The sequence below is a fragment of the Paraburkholderia silvatlantica genome (assembly GCF_003096715.1).
GTDB classification, from domain to species: domain Bacteria; phylum Pseudomonadota; class Gammaproteobacteria; order Burkholderiales; family Burkholderiaceae; genus Paraburkholderia; species Paraburkholderia silvatlantica.
In genome coordinates this window covers 44,359-60,347 of record NZ_QEOL01000029.1, presented here as the reverse complement: position 1 = coordinate 60,347, position 15,989 = coordinate 44,359, and the positions used below count along the sequence as shown (strand labels likewise).

16 protein-coding genes and 1 pseudogene are annotated in these 15,989 nt (G+C 65.5%); 8 read left to right on the top strand and 9 right to left on the bottom strand.

The window, feature by feature from the left end; genetic code table 11:
- Window positions 1-82 precede the first annotated feature (82 nt).
- Window positions 83-457, top strand: a pseudogene (locus C7411_RS30670) (DUF2778 domain-containing protein); the annotation flags it as partial.
- Window positions 438-698, top strand: a complete 261-nt coding sequence (locus tag C7411_RS38475) for a hypothetical protein (RefSeq protein WP_110387725.1) — start codon at window positions 438-440, stop codon at window positions 696-698. The pseudogene C7411_RS30670 and the gene C7411_RS38475, both read left to right, overlap by 20 nt.
- Here C7411_RS38475 and C7411_RS30660 read toward each other — a convergent pair.
- Window positions 680-3,187: a penicillin acylase family protein gene (locus tag C7411_RS30660; RefSeq protein WP_110387724.1), complete on the bottom strand. Its 2,508-nt coding sequence runs from the start codon at window positions 3,185-3,187 to the stop codon at window positions 680-682. The two genes, C7411_RS38475 and C7411_RS30660, sit on opposite strands and share 19 nt — an antisense overlap.
- Window positions 3,188-3,418: 231 nt before the next feature.
- Between C7411_RS30660 and C7411_RS30655 the strand changes: the two genes are divergently transcribed.
- The gene (locus C7411_RS30655) at window positions 3,419-3,622 is read left to right on the top strand and encodes a DUF3079 domain-containing protein (RefSeq protein ID WP_110387778.1); all 204 of its coding nucleotides are present in this window, start codon (window positions 3,419-3,421) and stop codon (window positions 3,620-3,622) included.
- A gap of 9 nt (window positions 3,623-3,631) precedes the next feature.
- On the opposite strand, the gene C7411_RS30650 is transcribed toward C7411_RS30655, so the two are convergent.
- Window positions 3,632-4,411 (bottom strand): SDR family NAD(P)-dependent oxidoreductase, encoded by a 780-nt coding sequence (locus C7411_RS30650; protein WP_110387723.1) that lies wholly within the window; start codon window positions 4,409-4,411, stop codon window positions 3,632-3,634.
- A gap of 154 nt (window positions 4,412-4,565) precedes the next feature.
- On the opposite strand from C7411_RS30650, the gene C7411_RS30645 reads away from it, so the two are divergent.
- Window positions 4,566-5,462 carry an AraC family transcriptional regulator gene (locus tag C7411_RS30645; RefSeq protein ID WP_110387722.1) on the top strand — a complete coding sequence of 299 codons (897 nt, stop codon included), beginning with the start codon at window positions 4,566-4,568 and terminating at the stop codon, window positions 5,460-5,462.
- A 76-nt stretch (window positions 5,463-5,538) separates the two neighbouring features.
- On the opposite strand, the gene C7411_RS30640 is transcribed toward C7411_RS30645, so the two are convergent.
- From C7411_RS30640 to C7411_RS30635, 3 genes are all read right to left on the bottom strand, one after another.
- Window positions 5,539-6,318 (bottom strand): ABC transporter substrate-binding protein, encoded by a 780-nt coding sequence (locus C7411_RS30640; protein ID WP_110387721.1) that lies wholly within the window; start codon window positions 6,316-6,318, stop codon window positions 5,539-5,541.
- 347 nt (window positions 6,319-6,665) lie between these two features.
- Entirely contained in the window at window positions 6,666-6,914 is a 249-nt protein-coding gene (locus C7411_RS37170) for a hypothetical protein (protein ID WP_133253726.1), read from the bottom strand.
- Window positions 6,915-7,071: 157 nt separating this feature from the next.
- Window positions 7,072-8,202: a GGDEF domain-containing protein gene (locus C7411_RS30635; RefSeq protein ID WP_243413406.1), complete on the bottom strand. Its 1,131-nt coding sequence runs from the start codon at window positions 8,200-8,202 to the stop codon at window positions 7,072-7,074.
- A 392-nt stretch (window positions 8,203-8,594) separates the two neighbouring features.
- Between C7411_RS30635 and C7411_RS30630 the strand changes: the two genes are divergently transcribed.
- Window positions 8,595-9,059, top strand: coding sequence for an LEA/WHy family protein (locus C7411_RS30630; protein ID WP_243413405.1), 465 nt, complete (start codon window positions 8,595-8,597; stop codon window positions 9,057-9,059).
- 52 nt (window positions 9,060-9,111) lie between these two features.
- Here the strand turns inward: C7411_RS30630 and C7411_RS37675 are convergent, their stop codons facing one another.
- Window positions 9,112-9,285, bottom strand: a complete 174-nt coding sequence (locus tag C7411_RS37675; RefSeq protein ID WP_165822921.1) for a hypothetical protein — start codon at window positions 9,283-9,285, stop codon at window positions 9,112-9,114.
- Window positions 9,286-9,580: 295 nt separating this feature from the next.
- Between C7411_RS37675 and C7411_RS30620 the strand changes: the two genes are divergently transcribed.
- Window positions 9,581-9,850, top strand: a complete 270-nt coding sequence (locus C7411_RS30620; protein ID WP_110387717.1) for a CsbD family protein — start codon at window positions 9,581-9,583, stop codon at window positions 9,848-9,850.
- A gap of 258 nt (window positions 9,851-10,108) precedes the next feature.
- Here the strand turns inward: C7411_RS30620 and C7411_RS30615 are convergent, their stop codons facing one another.
- Window positions 10,109-10,954: a helix-turn-helix transcriptional regulator gene (locus C7411_RS30615; protein WP_110387716.1), complete on the bottom strand. Its 846-nt coding sequence runs from the start codon at window positions 10,952-10,954 to the stop codon at window positions 10,109-10,111.
- A gap of 80 nt (window positions 10,955-11,034) precedes the next feature.
- Here C7411_RS30615 and C7411_RS30610 point away from each other — a divergent pair, with 80 nt between their 5' ends.
- Window positions 11,035-11,928: an SDR family oxidoreductase gene (locus C7411_RS30610; RefSeq protein WP_110387715.1), complete on the top strand. Its 894-nt coding sequence runs from the start codon at window positions 11,035-11,037 to the stop codon at window positions 11,926-11,928.
- A 103-nt stretch (window positions 11,929-12,031) separates the two neighbouring features.
- On the opposite strand, the gene C7411_RS30605 is transcribed toward C7411_RS30610, so the two are convergent.
- The gene (locus C7411_RS30605; protein WP_110387714.1) at window positions 12,032-13,240 is read right to left on the bottom strand and encodes a phytanoyl-CoA dioxygenase family protein; all 1,209 of its coding nucleotides are present in this window, start codon (window positions 13,238-13,240) and stop codon (window positions 12,032-12,034) included.
- 109 nt (window positions 13,241-13,349) lie between these two features.
- Window positions 13,350-14,291: a LysR family transcriptional regulator gene (locus C7411_RS30600; RefSeq protein WP_110387713.1), complete on the bottom strand. Its 942-nt coding sequence runs from the start codon at window positions 14,289-14,291 to the stop codon at window positions 13,350-13,352.
- Window positions 14,292-14,476: 185 nt separating this feature from the next.
- On the opposite strand from C7411_RS30600, the gene C7411_RS30595 reads away from it, so the two are divergent.
- The gene (locus tag C7411_RS30595) at window positions 14,477-15,988 is read left to right on the top strand and encodes a CoA-acylating methylmalonate-semialdehyde dehydrogenase (protein WP_110387712.1); all 1,512 of its coding nucleotides are present in this window, start codon (window positions 14,477-14,479) and stop codon (window positions 15,986-15,988) included.
- Window position 15,989 lies beyond the last annotated feature (1 nt).

The following is a 15,989-nucleotide window of genomic DNA, read 5'->3' as shown; positions in this document are numbered from 1 at the left end:
GTCAACCAGGTCACCATCGCCCTGCAGCGCTAGCAGGCGCTCGATTTCAGCCAGCCCTACACCTTCTCGGCAGCACAGTTGATTACCTGCCGGTAAATATTGGATCGTAGACCGTCCCACGGGCGGCATCGGGTCTCAGGCGCTTGCATGGGCAAAAGATGAGTGGAATGCCGCTTTTGGTCATCCGTCGAATCACGGTGAATGGTTCGGCTTGTATCGGGATGATGGGGCGATCGATGATGCAGCGTGGGTTAATGGTGTCAAGCGAGGGCAGTTCCGGTTGCATCCGGCAAGTGGCCACGGCATCTCACTCGGCTGCATCACGCTGGCGAGCCGTGTCGATTTCCTGAGAATCCGCACGGCACTTCTGCACACCGGGAAAATCCCCGCCAGAAATTCGGGGCTTCATGCATATGGAACAATTGAGGTCATCACGTATGGCAACACTTGCCCGTAGGGCTTTCAAGGTTGCGCTGTTTTTCGGTCTGTTCGCTCTTTCGACTCGCTATGTCCACCCGTATCCCTATGAGTGGACAGAAAGCGAGATGCGCGCGTGGTTGTACACTTCGCGGGCGCTAGGTATCCGTGACCCCGAAGATTTGTATTTCGTGGTATGGCTAACTATCGAACTGATCGCGGCAGTGCTTGCCTATATGACGATCATGAAGCTATGGCGGCACTACCGAACGAGGCCATAGGCGGCCGGCACGAGCCTCAGCGTATGCACCGCCGGACCCGGCAGGAACGGCGCCGCGCCGCCATGCACCCACGTTTCATGCCCCGCGAGGAAATACGGCGACATCGGATTGCCCGACTGACCACCCGGCATCTCGAAGATGCCGTCCTGCTCGCGCCCCGGCGACACCGCGAAACGCTCGGACGCGCCGAACGCCGGCGCCTGCACGCGCGGCATGTTGACGTCGCCCGGTAGCGGGTCGCGCGGCGCGCTGAGCCAGGCGCGAACCCACGGCAGCCACGCCGGCACCATCCGCGCGAACGGATGCGCGATCGCCGAGCGGTTGCGTTCGCCCCAGCTCGCCTCCTCGAGCTTCGTGCCCCTGGACAACTGGGCGATCGAATGATCGATGCGGTCCAGCATGAACGCGCGCCAGTCTGCGAAGCGGCCCGGTATCCACGCGCGATGGTCGGCCAGCGTCTCCATCGTCGCTTCGTAACGTGAGTTTGCCGCTCGATAGCTGAGGTTTGGCGCAATCGCAGCCATCTGCTCGTCCAGTACACCGAACCATGCTTCGTAGAGCGAATCGTAGAACGCGCGCACCAGCCGGTACCCGACGGCATTCACATCGGCGCGGCCATCCCATGCTTGAACGAGGCGCTGGCATTCGGCGCGTCGAGGATGGCCGTCGAGCGCGTGCGCATCGAGCGCGTCGAGCGCCACGCGTCGCCAGTACTCGATCCAGAACGCGCGGTCGTCGGTTTGCACCGCGAGCAGGTCGCGCTCGCTCGCATGCGGCAGCGCGAGCAGGTCGTTGCGAATCTGCGTGGCGCGCGCGCCGAGATCCGTGCCGGCGTCGCCGATCTGCGCCACCTCCTCCAGCGGCAAGGTACGGTTGTTCGCGGTCCAGATGCGGCCGGACGGCGGATCGACGCGCACCGGGTAGGCATCGGATGTCCGATACCCTTGCCAGCCGGTGTACGTCCCGGAGCGGTACGGCAAGCCCGCGAGCGCGGCCGCCCCGCCGTCTGGATCGGCATTGGCGAAGCGCGGCAGCGGCCCGGCAAGCGTCCAGCCAATATGGCCTTGCGCATCGGCCACCATGAAGTTCTGAGTCGGCATGCCGAAGGTCTGCGCGGCGCGCAACGCGTCGGCGACGTTCGTGATGCCTTCGAGCCGCATGAAGTTCATGTTGATCGCCTGCGGATCCTGCGCGACCCAATGCAACGCATACGCCTGCTCGCCGACCGCGAGCTGCGGTCCCCAGCGCGTTTGCACGACCGGCAAATCGACGCTCGCGCCGCCGTTCACGTCGAGCCGCTCGTGGATTACCTGCGCACGCTCCCATCCGCCGTTCGGGACGCGGTAGCGCGGCGGATCGGCCGGATCGCGTTGAAGTTCGACCAGATCGACGAAGCGCCCATAACTGTTCGTGAAGCCCCACGCGATATGGCCGTTGCTGCCGGCCACGACAAACGGCGTACCCGGCAGGCTGACGCCCGTGATACGTCGCTCGCCGCCTTCGGGCGCGGGATAGACGAGCGAGATCCGGTACCAGATGTTCGGCAGCGAGAGGCCGAGGTGCATGTCGCTCGCGAGCAGCGCGCTGCCGTGTGCGCTGTGCGCGCCGTCGACCGCGAAACCGTTGCTGCCGACACTCGAATCGACCGCGCTCGCGGCGCCCGCGAAGCCGCTCACGAAGCCAGGCAGGCCGGCGAGCAGCACGGTGGCGTCCGGTTCGGCATCGGCGGCGGACTGCATTGACGGAAGCCATGATGGCGGCGCTGCGGGCAGCGCCGCCGGCGGCTGCGCCAATGCGCGCTGCCCGTCGAGTGGGGCGTCCCAATGGCTCGTCTCAGGGAGCAGGAAGGCAAGCAGATCGGCCGGCACGCGCTCGCGCAGCGCCGCGCGCGAGAGCACGCGCCTCACCTGGTCATACTGCAGATCGAAGTACATCGCGTAGACGGCGAGCACCGTGTCTTCAGGACGCCACGGCGCCGGTTGCGCGCGCAACAGCCAGTATTCGAACGGCCGCGCGCGAAGCGAGCGCAGACCATCGTTGACGCCCGCCGTGTAGCGCTCGATCAGCTCCCGCTCGTCGGCGGGGAGCGCGGCGAGCGCCGCCTGCGCGTGTTCGCGAAAACGTAAGGGCCGGTCGCGGCGATCCAGCGGCAGCGCCGCCGGGCCGATGAGCGCCGCCATCTCGCCGGCCGCGACCCGGCGCAGCAAATCCATCTGGAAGAAGCGGTCCTGCGCGTGAAGAAAGCCGCTCGCGTACGCAACGTCGCCACGCGTGCCGCCCTGCACCGTCGGCACGCCAAGCGCGTCACGCCCGATCGTCACCGGTGCCAGGAGCGGCGCGGCACGCGCGCCGTCCAGCTGCGGCAAGCTGCCGCGCAATGTCAGCCAGCCTGCCAGCACCATGGCGGCCAGCACGACGACGACGGCACACAACAGAATCAGCGGCCATGCGCGGCGCCGCTTCGGCCGGAAAGCACTCGAATGGGTCATGGAGAAGCACGCGGGTCGTTGTGTTCAGCGCTTCCAGGCGCGGCGACCGGACCGGCCGGACGCCGTACGACCATAGCATGACCCTGTGGCAACAACACGCCGGGAGAGCGGCGCGACCTTTTATCCTGCACAGCGCTTCCTGGGCGCGACACTCAGCCATCTGCCACCATGCCGCGGAAGGACGACAATCTCAATATTGCGTTCTGTCCTGCATCGCATAGGGACGACATCTTGGCAAAGAAGTTTCCGATTCACCCGCTGCACCCCGAGCGCCTGTGCTGGGGCTGCGACCACTACTGCAGCGCCAGCGATATGCGATGCGGCAACGGCCAGAGCCGCACGCAGCATCCGGCCGAACTGCTCGGCGACGACTGGCTCGAACAGGGCGACTGGGGTATCGAAGTCGACGCCTCCGGCAAAAGCGTCACGCCCTGACCCGCGAAATCAAATATAAATGCCGCCGGCCACCTCGATGCGCTGCGCGTTCACCCAGCCAAAATCATCCGACAGTAGACCCGCAATCACGGGCCCCACGTCGGTCGGCAATCCCGCGCGGCCCAGCGCGGTATGTTCCGCCACCGCCTTGTTGACCTCCGGATTGTCCCGCACGATACCGCCGCTGAAGTCGGTCGCAATGGCGCCCGGCGCCACGACGTTGACCGCGATCCGGCGCGGCGCGAGTTCGAGCGCCATATAGCGCGTGAGCGCTTCGACCGCCGCCTTCATCGGGCCGTAAATCGCGCGGCCCGGAAACGCGAACCGCGCAAGGCCCGAGGAGAGGTTCACAATCCGGCCGCCGTCATGGATGAGCGGCAGCAGCTTTTGCGTCAGCAGAAACGGCCCCTTGAAATGCACCGCGAACTGCGCGTCGAGCTCCGCTTCCGTGCCGGCTGCGAGCGTGGCCGTCGAAGAGATGCCGGCGTTGTTCACCAGATAGTCGAAGCCCTTTGCATTCAGCGTCCCAAGCGCTTCTCGCAGGCGCGCGACGAAGTCGTCGAACGCGCCTGAATTTGCGATGTTCAGTTGCAGTGCGATCGCGCGGCCGCCCGCTTGCGCGACCTCCGCACAAACCTTTTCTGCCTCGGCGCGATGGGTGTTGTAAGTGAAAACCGGGTGGACGCCGCGGCTTGCGAGCCGCAGAACCGTGTCGCGGCCAATCCCGCGGCTGCCTCCGGTGATGACCGCGATTTTCGGGCTCGACTCACTGCCGTTGTTCGTTGCCATTTGGCACCTCTCGCTGCGTTGGAATGCGTCGATTCTGCGCCCGACGCCATCGGTGAGTGAATACCCGAACCTGCCCGATTCTTGCCTGATCCTGCTTCGCTGACTAAGATGGGTCGGCGCGCACTTTCCATCGCGCGTTCCTTATCGAGCCGACATGACGAACGAACTGGCCGCCGCCCTGCTGCGCTACACGCAAACGCAGCCCGGCACGAGCCCATACAGCACCGCTGTCGAAGGGATGCTCATCCTGCGCTCCGACCACCCCGCGCCGCCCACGTTTCGCGCGGCGCGGCCGGCTTTATGCATCGTCGCCCAGGGGGCCAAATGGGCCAGTTTCGGCGGGGCGCAACTGGAGTACCGGGCCGGTCAAGCACTCGTGGTCGGCGTGCAAACGCCGTCGCGGGGCCGCGTGTTCGAGGCGAGCCCGGACAAACCTTGCCTGGTGCTGATTCTCGAACTGGACCTGGCCATGTTGCGCGCCGTGGCGAAGGAGATGTCGCCTGCGCCCGTGCCGGCGGAAGACGCAAGCCGCGGCGTATTCGTCGCGAACTTCGACGGCCCCCTCGCCGATTGCGCGCTGCGCGCCGTGCGCCTGCTCGACTCGCCCGGCGCCATCGGCATGTTGTACCCCATGCTGATGCGCGAGATTGGCTACTGGTTGCTAAGCGGTCCGAACGGATCTGAAATCGCGCGGCTGGCGTCGGCGGAAAGCCCTTCTCACAGCCTGCTGCGCGCGGTGGATATTTTGCGGGCGCGGTTTGCCGAACCCGTGCGGGTGGAAGACCTGGCGGCAGCCGCCCAGCTCAGCGCTTCGGCATTCCACCGGCAGTTCAAGGCGCTGACAGGGCTGCCGCCCCTTCAGTACCAGAAGCAGTTGCGGCTGCTGGAAGCGCGCAGACTGCTGCTCTCGCTGTCGATGAGCGTACAGGCCGCCGCATTCGAAGTGGGATACGAGAGCGCCTCGCAGTTCAGCCGCGAATACACGCGGATGTTTGGAGCGCCGCCGAAAAAAGATTCATCTCGAGCGAAGGCGATGCGCGAGGCCGCGTAGCCTGCTCCGGGACACGCGGCGCGAGAGCGGGGCGTCCGCTCTCGCGCCGTGCGCACGTCACGCTGGACGCATTACATCACTTGCCGTACACGTCGAAGTCGAAGTACTTCTTCTCGATCTTCTTGTACGTGCCGTCCTTGATGATGCCGGCGATCGCGCCGTCGATCTTCGTCTTGAGCGCAGTGTCTTCCTTGCGCAGGCCGATGCCAGCGCCGTTGCCGAGCGTGGCCGGGTCGTCGAGGTCGCCGCCAGCGAAGCTGTAGCCCTTGCCACGCGGCGTCTTCAGGAAACCCACGTCGGCCTGCACGGCGTCCTGCAGCGCGGCGTCCACGCGGCCGGCCAGCAGGTCCTGATAGACCTGGTCCTGGTTCTGGTAAGGCACGACCTCTACGCCGGCCGTCGCCCAATGCGCCTTTGCGTAGGCTTCCTGAATCGTGCCCTGTTCCACGCCTACGCGCTTGCCCTTGAGCGATTCGGCGGTCGGCATGATGCCCGAGCCCGTCTTGGCGACAAGGCGTGTCGGCGTATTGAACAGTTTGTCAGAGAACGCGATCTGCTCCTCGCGCGCCGGGGTCATCGACATCGACGAAAGCACGCCGTCGAACTTGCGCGCCTTCAGCGCCGGGATCATGCCGTCGAAGTCGTTCTCGATCCAGACGCATTTGGCATTCAGACGGTGGCAGATCTCGTTGCCAAGATCGATGTCGAAGCCGACCAGTTTGCCGTCCGGTGCTTTCGATTCAAACGGCGGATAGCTCGCATCGACACCGAAGCGAATGGTGTCCGCCGCGAAGGCTGCGGCGCTGGCCGTGGAGGCGATCAAGGCAATAGACACGGCTGCAAACAACTTTTTCATGGGATCCCCCTCGGTTCTGGATATCAGGGTGGTCAAAACATGGACACCGCCCGCATGGTTGCGGCGCGGACATTCCCCCGCGGCGCACGCCGCAAGCGTGATCGACGCCGCGGGTGCACCTGCGCCCGGCAAGGTAGCAGTCCAGAATACCCGCGTCGAGTCCTCAAAAACCGGCGAAAACACCTATGGCAGGGAAGACCCTAAAGGAAGTTGAAGGCCGAAGTTGCAAGCGGCAGTTAAAGACTTACCTGAATACTCAGTTGCTCTTGCCAGCGCGAGCCGCATGCGAACCCGTCGCCGCCAATGCGCGCGAGCCAAGCTCGACCGGAAGCAAGCCTATTGCCGCATTAGAGGCGGAGGCCCGGACGAACTTCGTGGCGGAAATCGCGGCGAACTTCGCGAAGCCTCCAGACGCGGCGGCGCGAGCGGGCCGCACGCATGCCCGCACTGTCACGCAATCGGGACAGTGCGCTTTCCCTCTCGATGGCGGCGTCGTCCAACGCACAACATGGGAAGTCGACCCGAGCGGACAAGTCGGGATTTCGCCCAGCAGAAACGAAGACTCGGGCGAGTTCGGAGAAGAGGTGCTTGAACATGGGCAGTTATCCGGCATGACCACCGTTGCGGACGCCATTGCCCGGGAAATGATTGACCTGCCCGGTACGATGCGCCGGGTCGCACAAAGCCAGCGTCGATGCCGGCTTTCGTCAGCGCGAATTTTCCCTGGAATAAATTCGCCGGGCAAGCATTTCTTTAGCGCGATTCGGCAGGGTAACGGGCTTCGCCTTCTTCGGCATCCGATGTCAAGACGACGCGATTGCGCCCCGCCGCCTTCGCGACGTAGAGCGCAGCGTCGGCGCGCACCATCGCGCTCTCCAGCGTATCGGCCGCCGCGAACCTGCCGACGCCCGCGCTGAGCGTGCAGCGCACGCCTGCGGCGGACGAACGTTCGACAGCGAGCCGCAGTGTATTCGTCAGCGTCGCTGCGTCGTGCTTTTGCGCGTATGCAAAGAGGATCGCGAACTCTTCGCCGCCCAGCCGTCCGAACAGATCGCATGACCTCAATTGCGCGGTGACGATCGAGGCAACGTGCGCCAGGATGCAATCGCCGACCGCATGGCCGAAGCCGTCGTTGACGGCCTTGAAGTTATCGATGTCGAGTATCGCGATCGCCAGGGGATCGCCCTTCTCCCGCGCTTGCGCAAGCAGGACCTGCGCCCTGGCAATGAAGGCGCGCCGCGTGAGCGCGCCCGTCAGTTCGTCGATCGTCGCGAGCTTTTCCATGCGCACAAGGATCCGGTCGTGAGCGAGCATCACCATGCCGATCGTCATGCAGGGCAGCGTGAGGATGGCGAGCCCGAGCAGCGCCACGTTCCAGGGCGACGGCTGCACGAACGTAAGCGACGGCACGGCGCCGAAGACGATCGCGCCGATCCGCGCGACATAAACGAGCGCACCGAGCCCGGCGGCCACGGCGATCAGCCGGCATGCGTAGCGCGTACCCTCGCGCGAGGCGTGCCGCAGCACCAGCGTACCCACCGCGAGCCGCCCATAGATGAGGCCCAGCGAAACGAGCACGCCTCTCGCGCCGACACGGGGCGACACCCACGTGTAATAGAGCAGCGCGGCACACATCATGACAAGCGCCACGGATTCCGTGCGCCACACGGCACGCATGCCGAAGAACTGGCGCGTGCCCTGGACGAGCAGCGCGACCGCGCCCAAGGTCGCGACCGACGTCCCGACGATCGTGATCCGGCCAGGCTGTGGGCCGGCGAGCACGATCCACGTGGCAACCGCGGCCACCAGCGCATAGCCAAGACACCAGCGGCCCACGCCCGGTACGGCGGTTCGCATCAGCGAGCCGAGGATGGCGACGCTCATCAGGCAAGATACGATCAAGATCCCGAATAGAGCGAAGGCGCTGAGCATGAGAACGGGCCGGGCAACAAAAGGAAAAGAGTCGGGACGCGCGAGGCGGTGCGCGGTCAGCGAAAGCTAATTGAAAATATCTTCGACCACGGGTAGACGATGCCGCATAAGCGTTGGGGACCTATCGTATCGCAGGTTGGGTCTGGATCCATGCAATCCAGATCGATTCGGTCGACTTGTCCCGCTCGAGCACGCGAATCGAAACCGGGAGACCGGCAATAGTCGGCCACACCGACCGGGCACACAACGCGAAACCCGCGACGGATCAACGCTACACTAAGCGGCACCTGCGGACTCTACGGGACGAGGGGCTTGCTATGCCAGCACATGACGCCAGGCGCTCAATGCGACTTTTCTGCATCCTGCTTTGTGTGCTGTTCTGGCTTGCCGGCTGCGCGGGGTTAATGGGAGAGCCGCTGCGGGTCAGCGTGGCGGGTCTCGAGCCGCTACAGGGTGCAGGCATGGAGATGCGCTTCAACGTAAAGTTGCGCATCCAGAATCCCAACGACACGCCTGTCGAATTTAGCGGCGTGTCGCTGCAACTGGACCTGAACGGCCAATCGTTCGCCAGCGGCGTGAGCGATCAAAGCGGCGTCGTGCCGCGCTACGGTGAAGCGGTGATCGTCGTGCCGCTGACAGTGCCGGCATTCGCCGCCGTGCGCCAGGCTTTCGCCTTTGCAGGCAGCGCAGAGGCGGGCAACATTCCCTACGAAATACGCGGACGCCTGGCGGGCGGCATTGGCGGCGGCACGCGCTTCGTCGATCACGGCAAGCTGTCGCTGCCAACGCAGGGCCTGCTCGGCCCGTGAGCGGCGTCAGTGCGCCAGTGCGCCTCGGGCATGTCGCGGCTTGCCTCGGCGCTCAAACGTCATGGCCGTCGACGCCGAGCGCTGGACGTGCTTCGTCCGGCGGAAAGATGTACCAGCTGCCGTCGTCGTGGCGGAAGAAGAACATGCCCGATTCGCCCACGGCGCCGACCGCGCTCACGTAGACGCACGACCGGTGCTTCCTCGCGCCCTGCGCGACACGCGTCACGCGCACTCGTGTGTCCGGCCGCAAAAAGAGCCATTTATCGGCCATGGCTCGCAATGATCGAGATTTCCTGCGCATTGTCGTTTCCCTCCCAGACTTTTCCGATGTTCCAACCCCGGGCCCTCATTTATCCAGTGCATTGGGCACGCGGCCATGATCCGGCAATCGTCCCTGTCGGATACCTGGAAAAACCGCATCGCGTGTTCCTGCGCGGCGGGCATTAGTGTTGCTCCACCGTGATTGCGCGAGTGGAGCGCGCATATTCAATGACCCACCCTGAGCACACAGGAGCACGATCATGGACACGAGACACGCACACGCCGTCGCAAACGAGGTCGCGGGAGGAGCGCAGCACCTGGCCGGCCGCATGCTGGGCGACCCCGCCATGGGACTGGCCGGCAAGGCAAAGATGCTATACGGCAAGTCCCAGCAGGCTTTGAACGATGCCGCCGACGCCACGCGCGACAACGTCGCCGACAAGCCGATGACGGCGCTCGGGCTCGCCGCCGCCGTTGGTTTCGCGCTCGGCGCGGCATGGGCCCTGAACCGCAGTAAATCCGAAGCGTGAGCAAGTGCCCTGGGCAATCGTGAACGCAGCAGCATCGGTGCGCGGCGCATCGGTGAAATCGAGTGCATAGGCAAGGTTGAACGTTGCCGGATCGCTGCCGCGCACGCCGAGCGGCTGCAAGCCGAACCGCCATTGCAGCAGCGAGCAACGGACGGCCCTTGCCCGCAAGCCTTGCGCCCGCTGTGGTGCAGCGAGGAAAAGCCTCGCGTGTTCCGATGGGAGAGAAAGACGAGGGAGGTCAGGATGGGCGCGGCAGTGTCACGACTGCTCGATCAGCGCCTTGATGCGCTCGGCCTGCCCGGCATCGACCGGGTTGTAGACGATCATGTTCAGGTCCGGCCGCCCATCGACGGAAAACGCCGACTGCTCCAACGCAATCAGGCCGAGCACGGGATGGTGCAGGCGCTTCACATGGTCCGCTTCCGCATGCGCGAGCACTTCGTTCTCGCGCCACAGGGCGTCGAACTCGGGGCTGACGCTGCACAGCTCGTCGACGAGTTCGCGCACGGCTGAAACGAGGCCCGCGCGCGCCACGTCGGCCCGGAACGCGCCCACCACGAAGCGGGCCACGCCGTCCCAGTCGTGCTGCTTGGCGCGCACGTCCCGGTTGCAGAACAGGAAGCGCAGAATGTTGCGCTGACCGGGCGGCAGCTTGCCGTAGTCGGTCAGCACGATGGCTGCGGCGCGATTCCAGGCCACGACCTCCCAGGTCGCCGTCTTGACGATGGCGGGGCTGAAGCGCATCGAGTCGAGCAGGCGTTGCAGCCGTGGATTGACCCCGTCCACGGGTCTGTAGCGCAGTTCCGGCGGCCGCCCGAGCCCCAGTATGAAGAGGTGCTCGCGCTCCGGATCGGTGAGCATCAGCGCGCTGCAGATGCGCTCGAGCACCTCTGGCGAAGGCGCGCCGCCGCGCCCCTGTTCGAGCCACGTGTACCAGGTCGGACTGATATTGGCCCGCTGCGCCACTTCTTCGCGACGCAACCCCGGCGTGCGCCTGCGGCCGCCGAAACCAAAGCTCGCGGGGTCGAGCCGCGTGCGGCAGCGCCTCAGGAAGTCGCCGAGCGAGCCCGCCGAATGGATCGGAATGGAAAGCCTGTTAGTCATCTTAATAGGATGAACTCACTACTTTAACGGTATAGAGAATTTGGAGATAGTACGCCAGTCATAACCCAGGAGAGATGACCATGCGTATTTTTCTGACCGGCGCGACCGGCTTCATCGGCTCGGCGCTCGTTACGGAACTCATCGAAGCCGGTCACGAGGTGATCGGCATGACCCGTTCCGAAGCTGGCGCCCAGGCGCTCGCCAGGGCCGGCGCGCGCGTGCATCGCGGCACGCTGGAGGAGCCGGCAAGCCTGCGAAGCGGCGCGGAGCAAGCGGACGCCGTGATCCATGCGGCCTTCGATCACGACTTCTCGCGCTTCGTCGAAAACTGCGAAAAGGACAAGCGCGCCATTGCAGCGCTCGGCGCCGCGCTCGCCGGCTCCGATCGTCCGTTGCTGATCACGTCCGGCACGGGCATCGGCAGTGGCCAGCACGGCGAGCCGGCAAGCGAGGACGTCTTCAATACGAACCATCCCAACCCGCGCATTGCCTCCGAGCTGGCCGGGCAGGCACTGCTGGAAGAAGGGCTCAACGTGGGCGCGGTGCGGCTGCCGCAGGTCCACAACCCGTTCCGGCAGGGCCTCATTACGCCGCTCGTTGCGATCGCGCGCGAGAAAGGCGTTTGCGCCTACGTGGGCGACGGCCAGAACCGCTGGCCGGCCGGCCATCTCTCCGACGTCGTGCGCCTTTATCGGCTTGCCGTGGAAAAAGCTCAGCCGGGCGCGCGCTACAACGCGGTCGGCGAGGAAGGCGTGACGACCCGCGAGATCGCCGAGGCGCTGGGCCGCGGGCTCGGCCTGCCGGCCGTTTCGATCTCTCCGGAAGAGGCGGCCGCGCATTTCGGATGGATGGGGATGTTCGTCGGCATGGACATGCCCGCCTCGAGCGCGCTCACTCAGGCGCGGCTCGGCTGGCGCCCGACGGGTCCCTCGCTGATTGCCGATCTGAACGAAGCGCGCTTTGCGCAGCCGTGAGCTTCAGGATGAGCCGATAGTAGCCGATAGTCATCCTGAATATCCTCGCCTCACCGTCTCGTGGTCGATAGCGGCCACGAGACAGGCCCCGTGCACGCCGAAGTCATCGCCGCGCTGACGCGGGGTCGCGTCGCGCGCCCTGCACGCGCAACGCCTCGGCGAATCTGCCCGGCTCCCAGTCCTCGCGCAGCGCGCGCTGCATGAGGGCCTGCTGGCTTTCCGGCGCGAGCCCCCCCATGGGCGGGTCGCGGTCGAGATTCGTGGGAAACGGATAGCCCTCGGCACACGACGCGATGACCGCCGCTGTCGCGAGGTCGACGGCATCGCCGAGGCCGTTCCGACGCCGCTCGCGCAGCACGGGATAAACCGCTTCGCACATGCTCGTGCGGTCGAGCGCTTCCATCGCGCGTCCCATAGCCGATGAAACCTGCAACAGGTTCGCCATGCGCTGCACGCCGGCTGTGCGGTTCGCGCCCGCCGCGTGAAATAGCGCGGGATTGAAAAACAGGGCGTCGCCCCTGGCAAGCGGCAACTGCACGCAATGCGCCTCGAAATACGCGCGGAAATCGGCTCGCCGCCACGCAAGATAGCCCTCGGCGTAGCGTTGCGAGTACGGCAGGAGTTTCGTCGGCCCGCTCTCGACCGGCATGTCGCTGTGCGCCACCGCCCCCTGGAGCGTAAGAAAAGCGCTGACGCGATGCACGTGCGCCGGGAAACGCTGCGCCTCCTCGATCGTCTGGAATCCCAGGTGATAGTCGCGGTGCGCTTCCTGCGCCGCGCCGCCCGGACGCACCACGTTGACCTGCGAGGTCATCTGATAACACGGTCCGAGCCACGCCTCGCACACAGCCATGAGCGGCAGGTTCGCGAAGTAGTCGACGAACACGGCGGGCGCTTCGAGGCAGAGCTTCTGTTGCGCATTCCAGATGCGATCGTTTGCGCCCGCCTTCGCAAAATGGTCCGCGCCGCTCGTGCCCTGCTCCCGCTCGGCCCGGATGATGGATTCGAACACGGCGGTCGCATCGTCCACTGGCCGCGTGTTCGCGTAAGCGCGCTCGAGCACGAGCACGCCGGCGCCGTCGCGCAGCACATGCGCCCATTCCGCCTGCAACTGTGCGCGCTGCGGCGTGTCGTGAAGCACGCCTTCGAGCGCCGCGCAGTCGTACACGGGAATGCGCTGCCTCACATCGCAGGCGTAATGCAACGGGCTGCCGTCGTCGCGCAACAGGTTCACGAATGCCTCCAGCGAGCATTCGCTTTCGAGGTACCATTGCCGCCCCCAATCCGCCACAGGTGTTTCGCGCCGATCCATGTGTCTGCCTCCATTTTGGGTCAAGGATAACGTCGGCACCGGGCGCCGTGGATACCAAAAATCTATCGAAAGCGCATCGGGAAGGCGGCGCCGTGGCTGTGTGCCCAATTCACGCCAGCGGAAAGCCATCCTTGAACGTCTGCCGCAGGAACTCCGCAAAGTGCTTGACCGCACGCGGCACCTGAGCCCCATAGGGCCGCACGACGTGCAATTGCGAAGCGAACGCGCCGACGGGGCGCCAGTTGGCCAGCAGCACGACGAGCTTGCCGGCCTGCAGCGCGGCCTGCGCGCTGAAATCGGGCAACAGCGCGACGCCGAGATGCTCCAGCGCCGCGTCGCGCAACGCTTCGCTGTTGTTCGCCGAGAACGGCCCGTTCACCGTCACCGTCTCGCGCGCGCCTTCCGCGCGGCGGCCGGCTTTCTCGAACGACCACACGCCCGCACCCAGCGCGCGCGGATAGAACAGACAGTCGTGCTGCGCCAGATCGGCGGGCGTTTGCGGCGTGCCGCGCTGCTTGAGGTAAGCCCGCGTGGCGACGATAACCGAGCGCGTGTCGCAGAGTTTCCACGCCACGTGGGTTTCCGGCACCTGCGCGCTATGGCGGATCGCAAGATCGAACCCTTCGGTCGCAATCGAGCTGAGCCGGTCGGAAAGCTCCAGCTGCACGCGCACTTCGGGATGCGCGCGCGAAAACTGCGCGAGACGCGGCACCAGCTGCTGGCGCGCGAAGGCCACGGGCGCGGTGACGCGCACGGTACCGCGCGCGACATCGGCCATCTCGCGCACGCTCGCAAAACTCGCGGCAATACTGTCGAACTGCGCGCGCGTGTCCTCGACGAGCCGCAGCCCCGCCTCCGTGAAGCGGACACTGCGCGTGGTGCGCTGCACAAGCGGAACACCCGCCACGCGCTCCAGTTCGGCGATGCGCTGGCTGACAGCCGCCTTGCTCACGCCGAGGCGCGCCGCCGCCGCCGTATAGCTGCCCTGGGTGGCCAGCACATTGAGCCAGTGCAAATGCGTCCAGAGTGCTTCGACTCGCTGTGTATCCATCGATGAAAAGTCCGCGCCAAAACTCCTGATCCTGGCGCCGATACTAGCATGCCGATCACGCACTTTTCACAGACTGCGCGATCGATTGTTCACGATTAAAAACAATCAATTCAGCGCCGGCGTCTTTCCTCGCCCCCGCACCCTCCGTAGACTGGCGGCACGCACTCACCGAACGAGGAGATGACATGCAGCCCTATACCGATTCCGCAGACGTGGTCCACTTCATCGGCGGCAGGACCGTGCGCGGCGCGGGCGACCGCACGCAAGCGGTCTTCAACCCCGCGACCGGTGCCGCCGCGCGTCGCCTCGTGCTGGGCGAAGCTGCCGACGTGGACGCCGCCGTGGCGAGCGCGAAAGCCGCGTTCCCGACGTGGCGCGACACGCCGCCCATTCGCCGTGCGCGCGTCATGCTGCGGTTTCTCGAGCTGATGAATCGTCACGCGGACGAACTCGCGGCCATCATCACGGCCGAGCACGGCAAGGTCTTTTCCGACGCGCAGGGCGAAGTGGCGCGCGGCATCGACGTGATCGAATTCGCCTGCGGCATTCCGCAACTGCTCAAGGGCGATTACACCGAGCAGGTTTCCACGGGCATGGACAACTGGACCGTGCGCCAGCCGCTGGGCGTAGTGGCCGGTATCACGCCGTTCAACTTCCCCTGCATGGTGCCGTGCTGGATGTTCCCGGTGGCGCTCGCGGCCGGCTGCACGTTCGTCCTCAAGCCTAGCGAGCGCGACCCTTCGGCTTCGCTTTTCATGGCGCGCCTGCTCAAGGAAGCCGGCCTGCCCGACGGCGTGTTCAACGTCGTGCAAGGCGACAAGATCGTGGTCGACGCACTCCTCGCCCATCGCGACGTAAAGGCCGTGAGCTTCGTGGGCTCCACGCCGATCGCGAACTATATCTACGAGACCGGTGCGAAGCACGGCAAGCGCGTGCAGGCGCTCGGCGGCGCGAAGAACCACATGGTCGTGATGCCCGACGCGGACCTCGACAAGACCGTGGACGCACTGATCGGCGCGGGCTACGGGTCGGCCGGCGAGCGCTGCATGGCGATCTCGGTGGCCGTGCTGGTGGGCGATGTGGCCGACAAGATCGTGCCGCGCCTCGCCGAGCGCGCGCGTAATCTCATCGTGAAGAATGGCATGGAAGCCGATGCCGAAATGGGCCCGATCGTCACGAAGCAGGCGCTCGAACGTATCGAAGGCTATATCGCGAGCGGTGTCGAAGAAGGCGCGACGCTCGTGGTGGACGGGCGCGGCCTCGAGGTGCCGGGCCACGAAGAAGGCTTCTTCACCGGCGGCACGCTGTTCGACAACGTCACGCCCGAGATGCGCATCTACAAGGAAGAAATCTTCGGACCGGTGCTCGCCTGCGTGCGTGTAAAGGACTTCGCGCAGGCCGTGCAACTGATCAACGATCACGAGTTCGGTAACGGCGTCGCCTGCTTCACGAGCGACGGCAACGTGGCGCGCGAGTTCGGCCGCCAGATCGAAGTGGGCATGGTCGGCATCAACGTGCCGATTCCCGTGCCGATGGCATGGCACGGCTTCGGCGGCTGGAAGCGCAGCCTCTTTGGCGACATGCACGCGTATGGCGAAGAAGGCGTGCGCTTCTATACGAAGCAGAAGTCGATCATGCAGCGCTGGCCGGAAAGCACTGAAAAGGGTGCGGAATTCTCGATGCCGGTGGCAAAGTAAC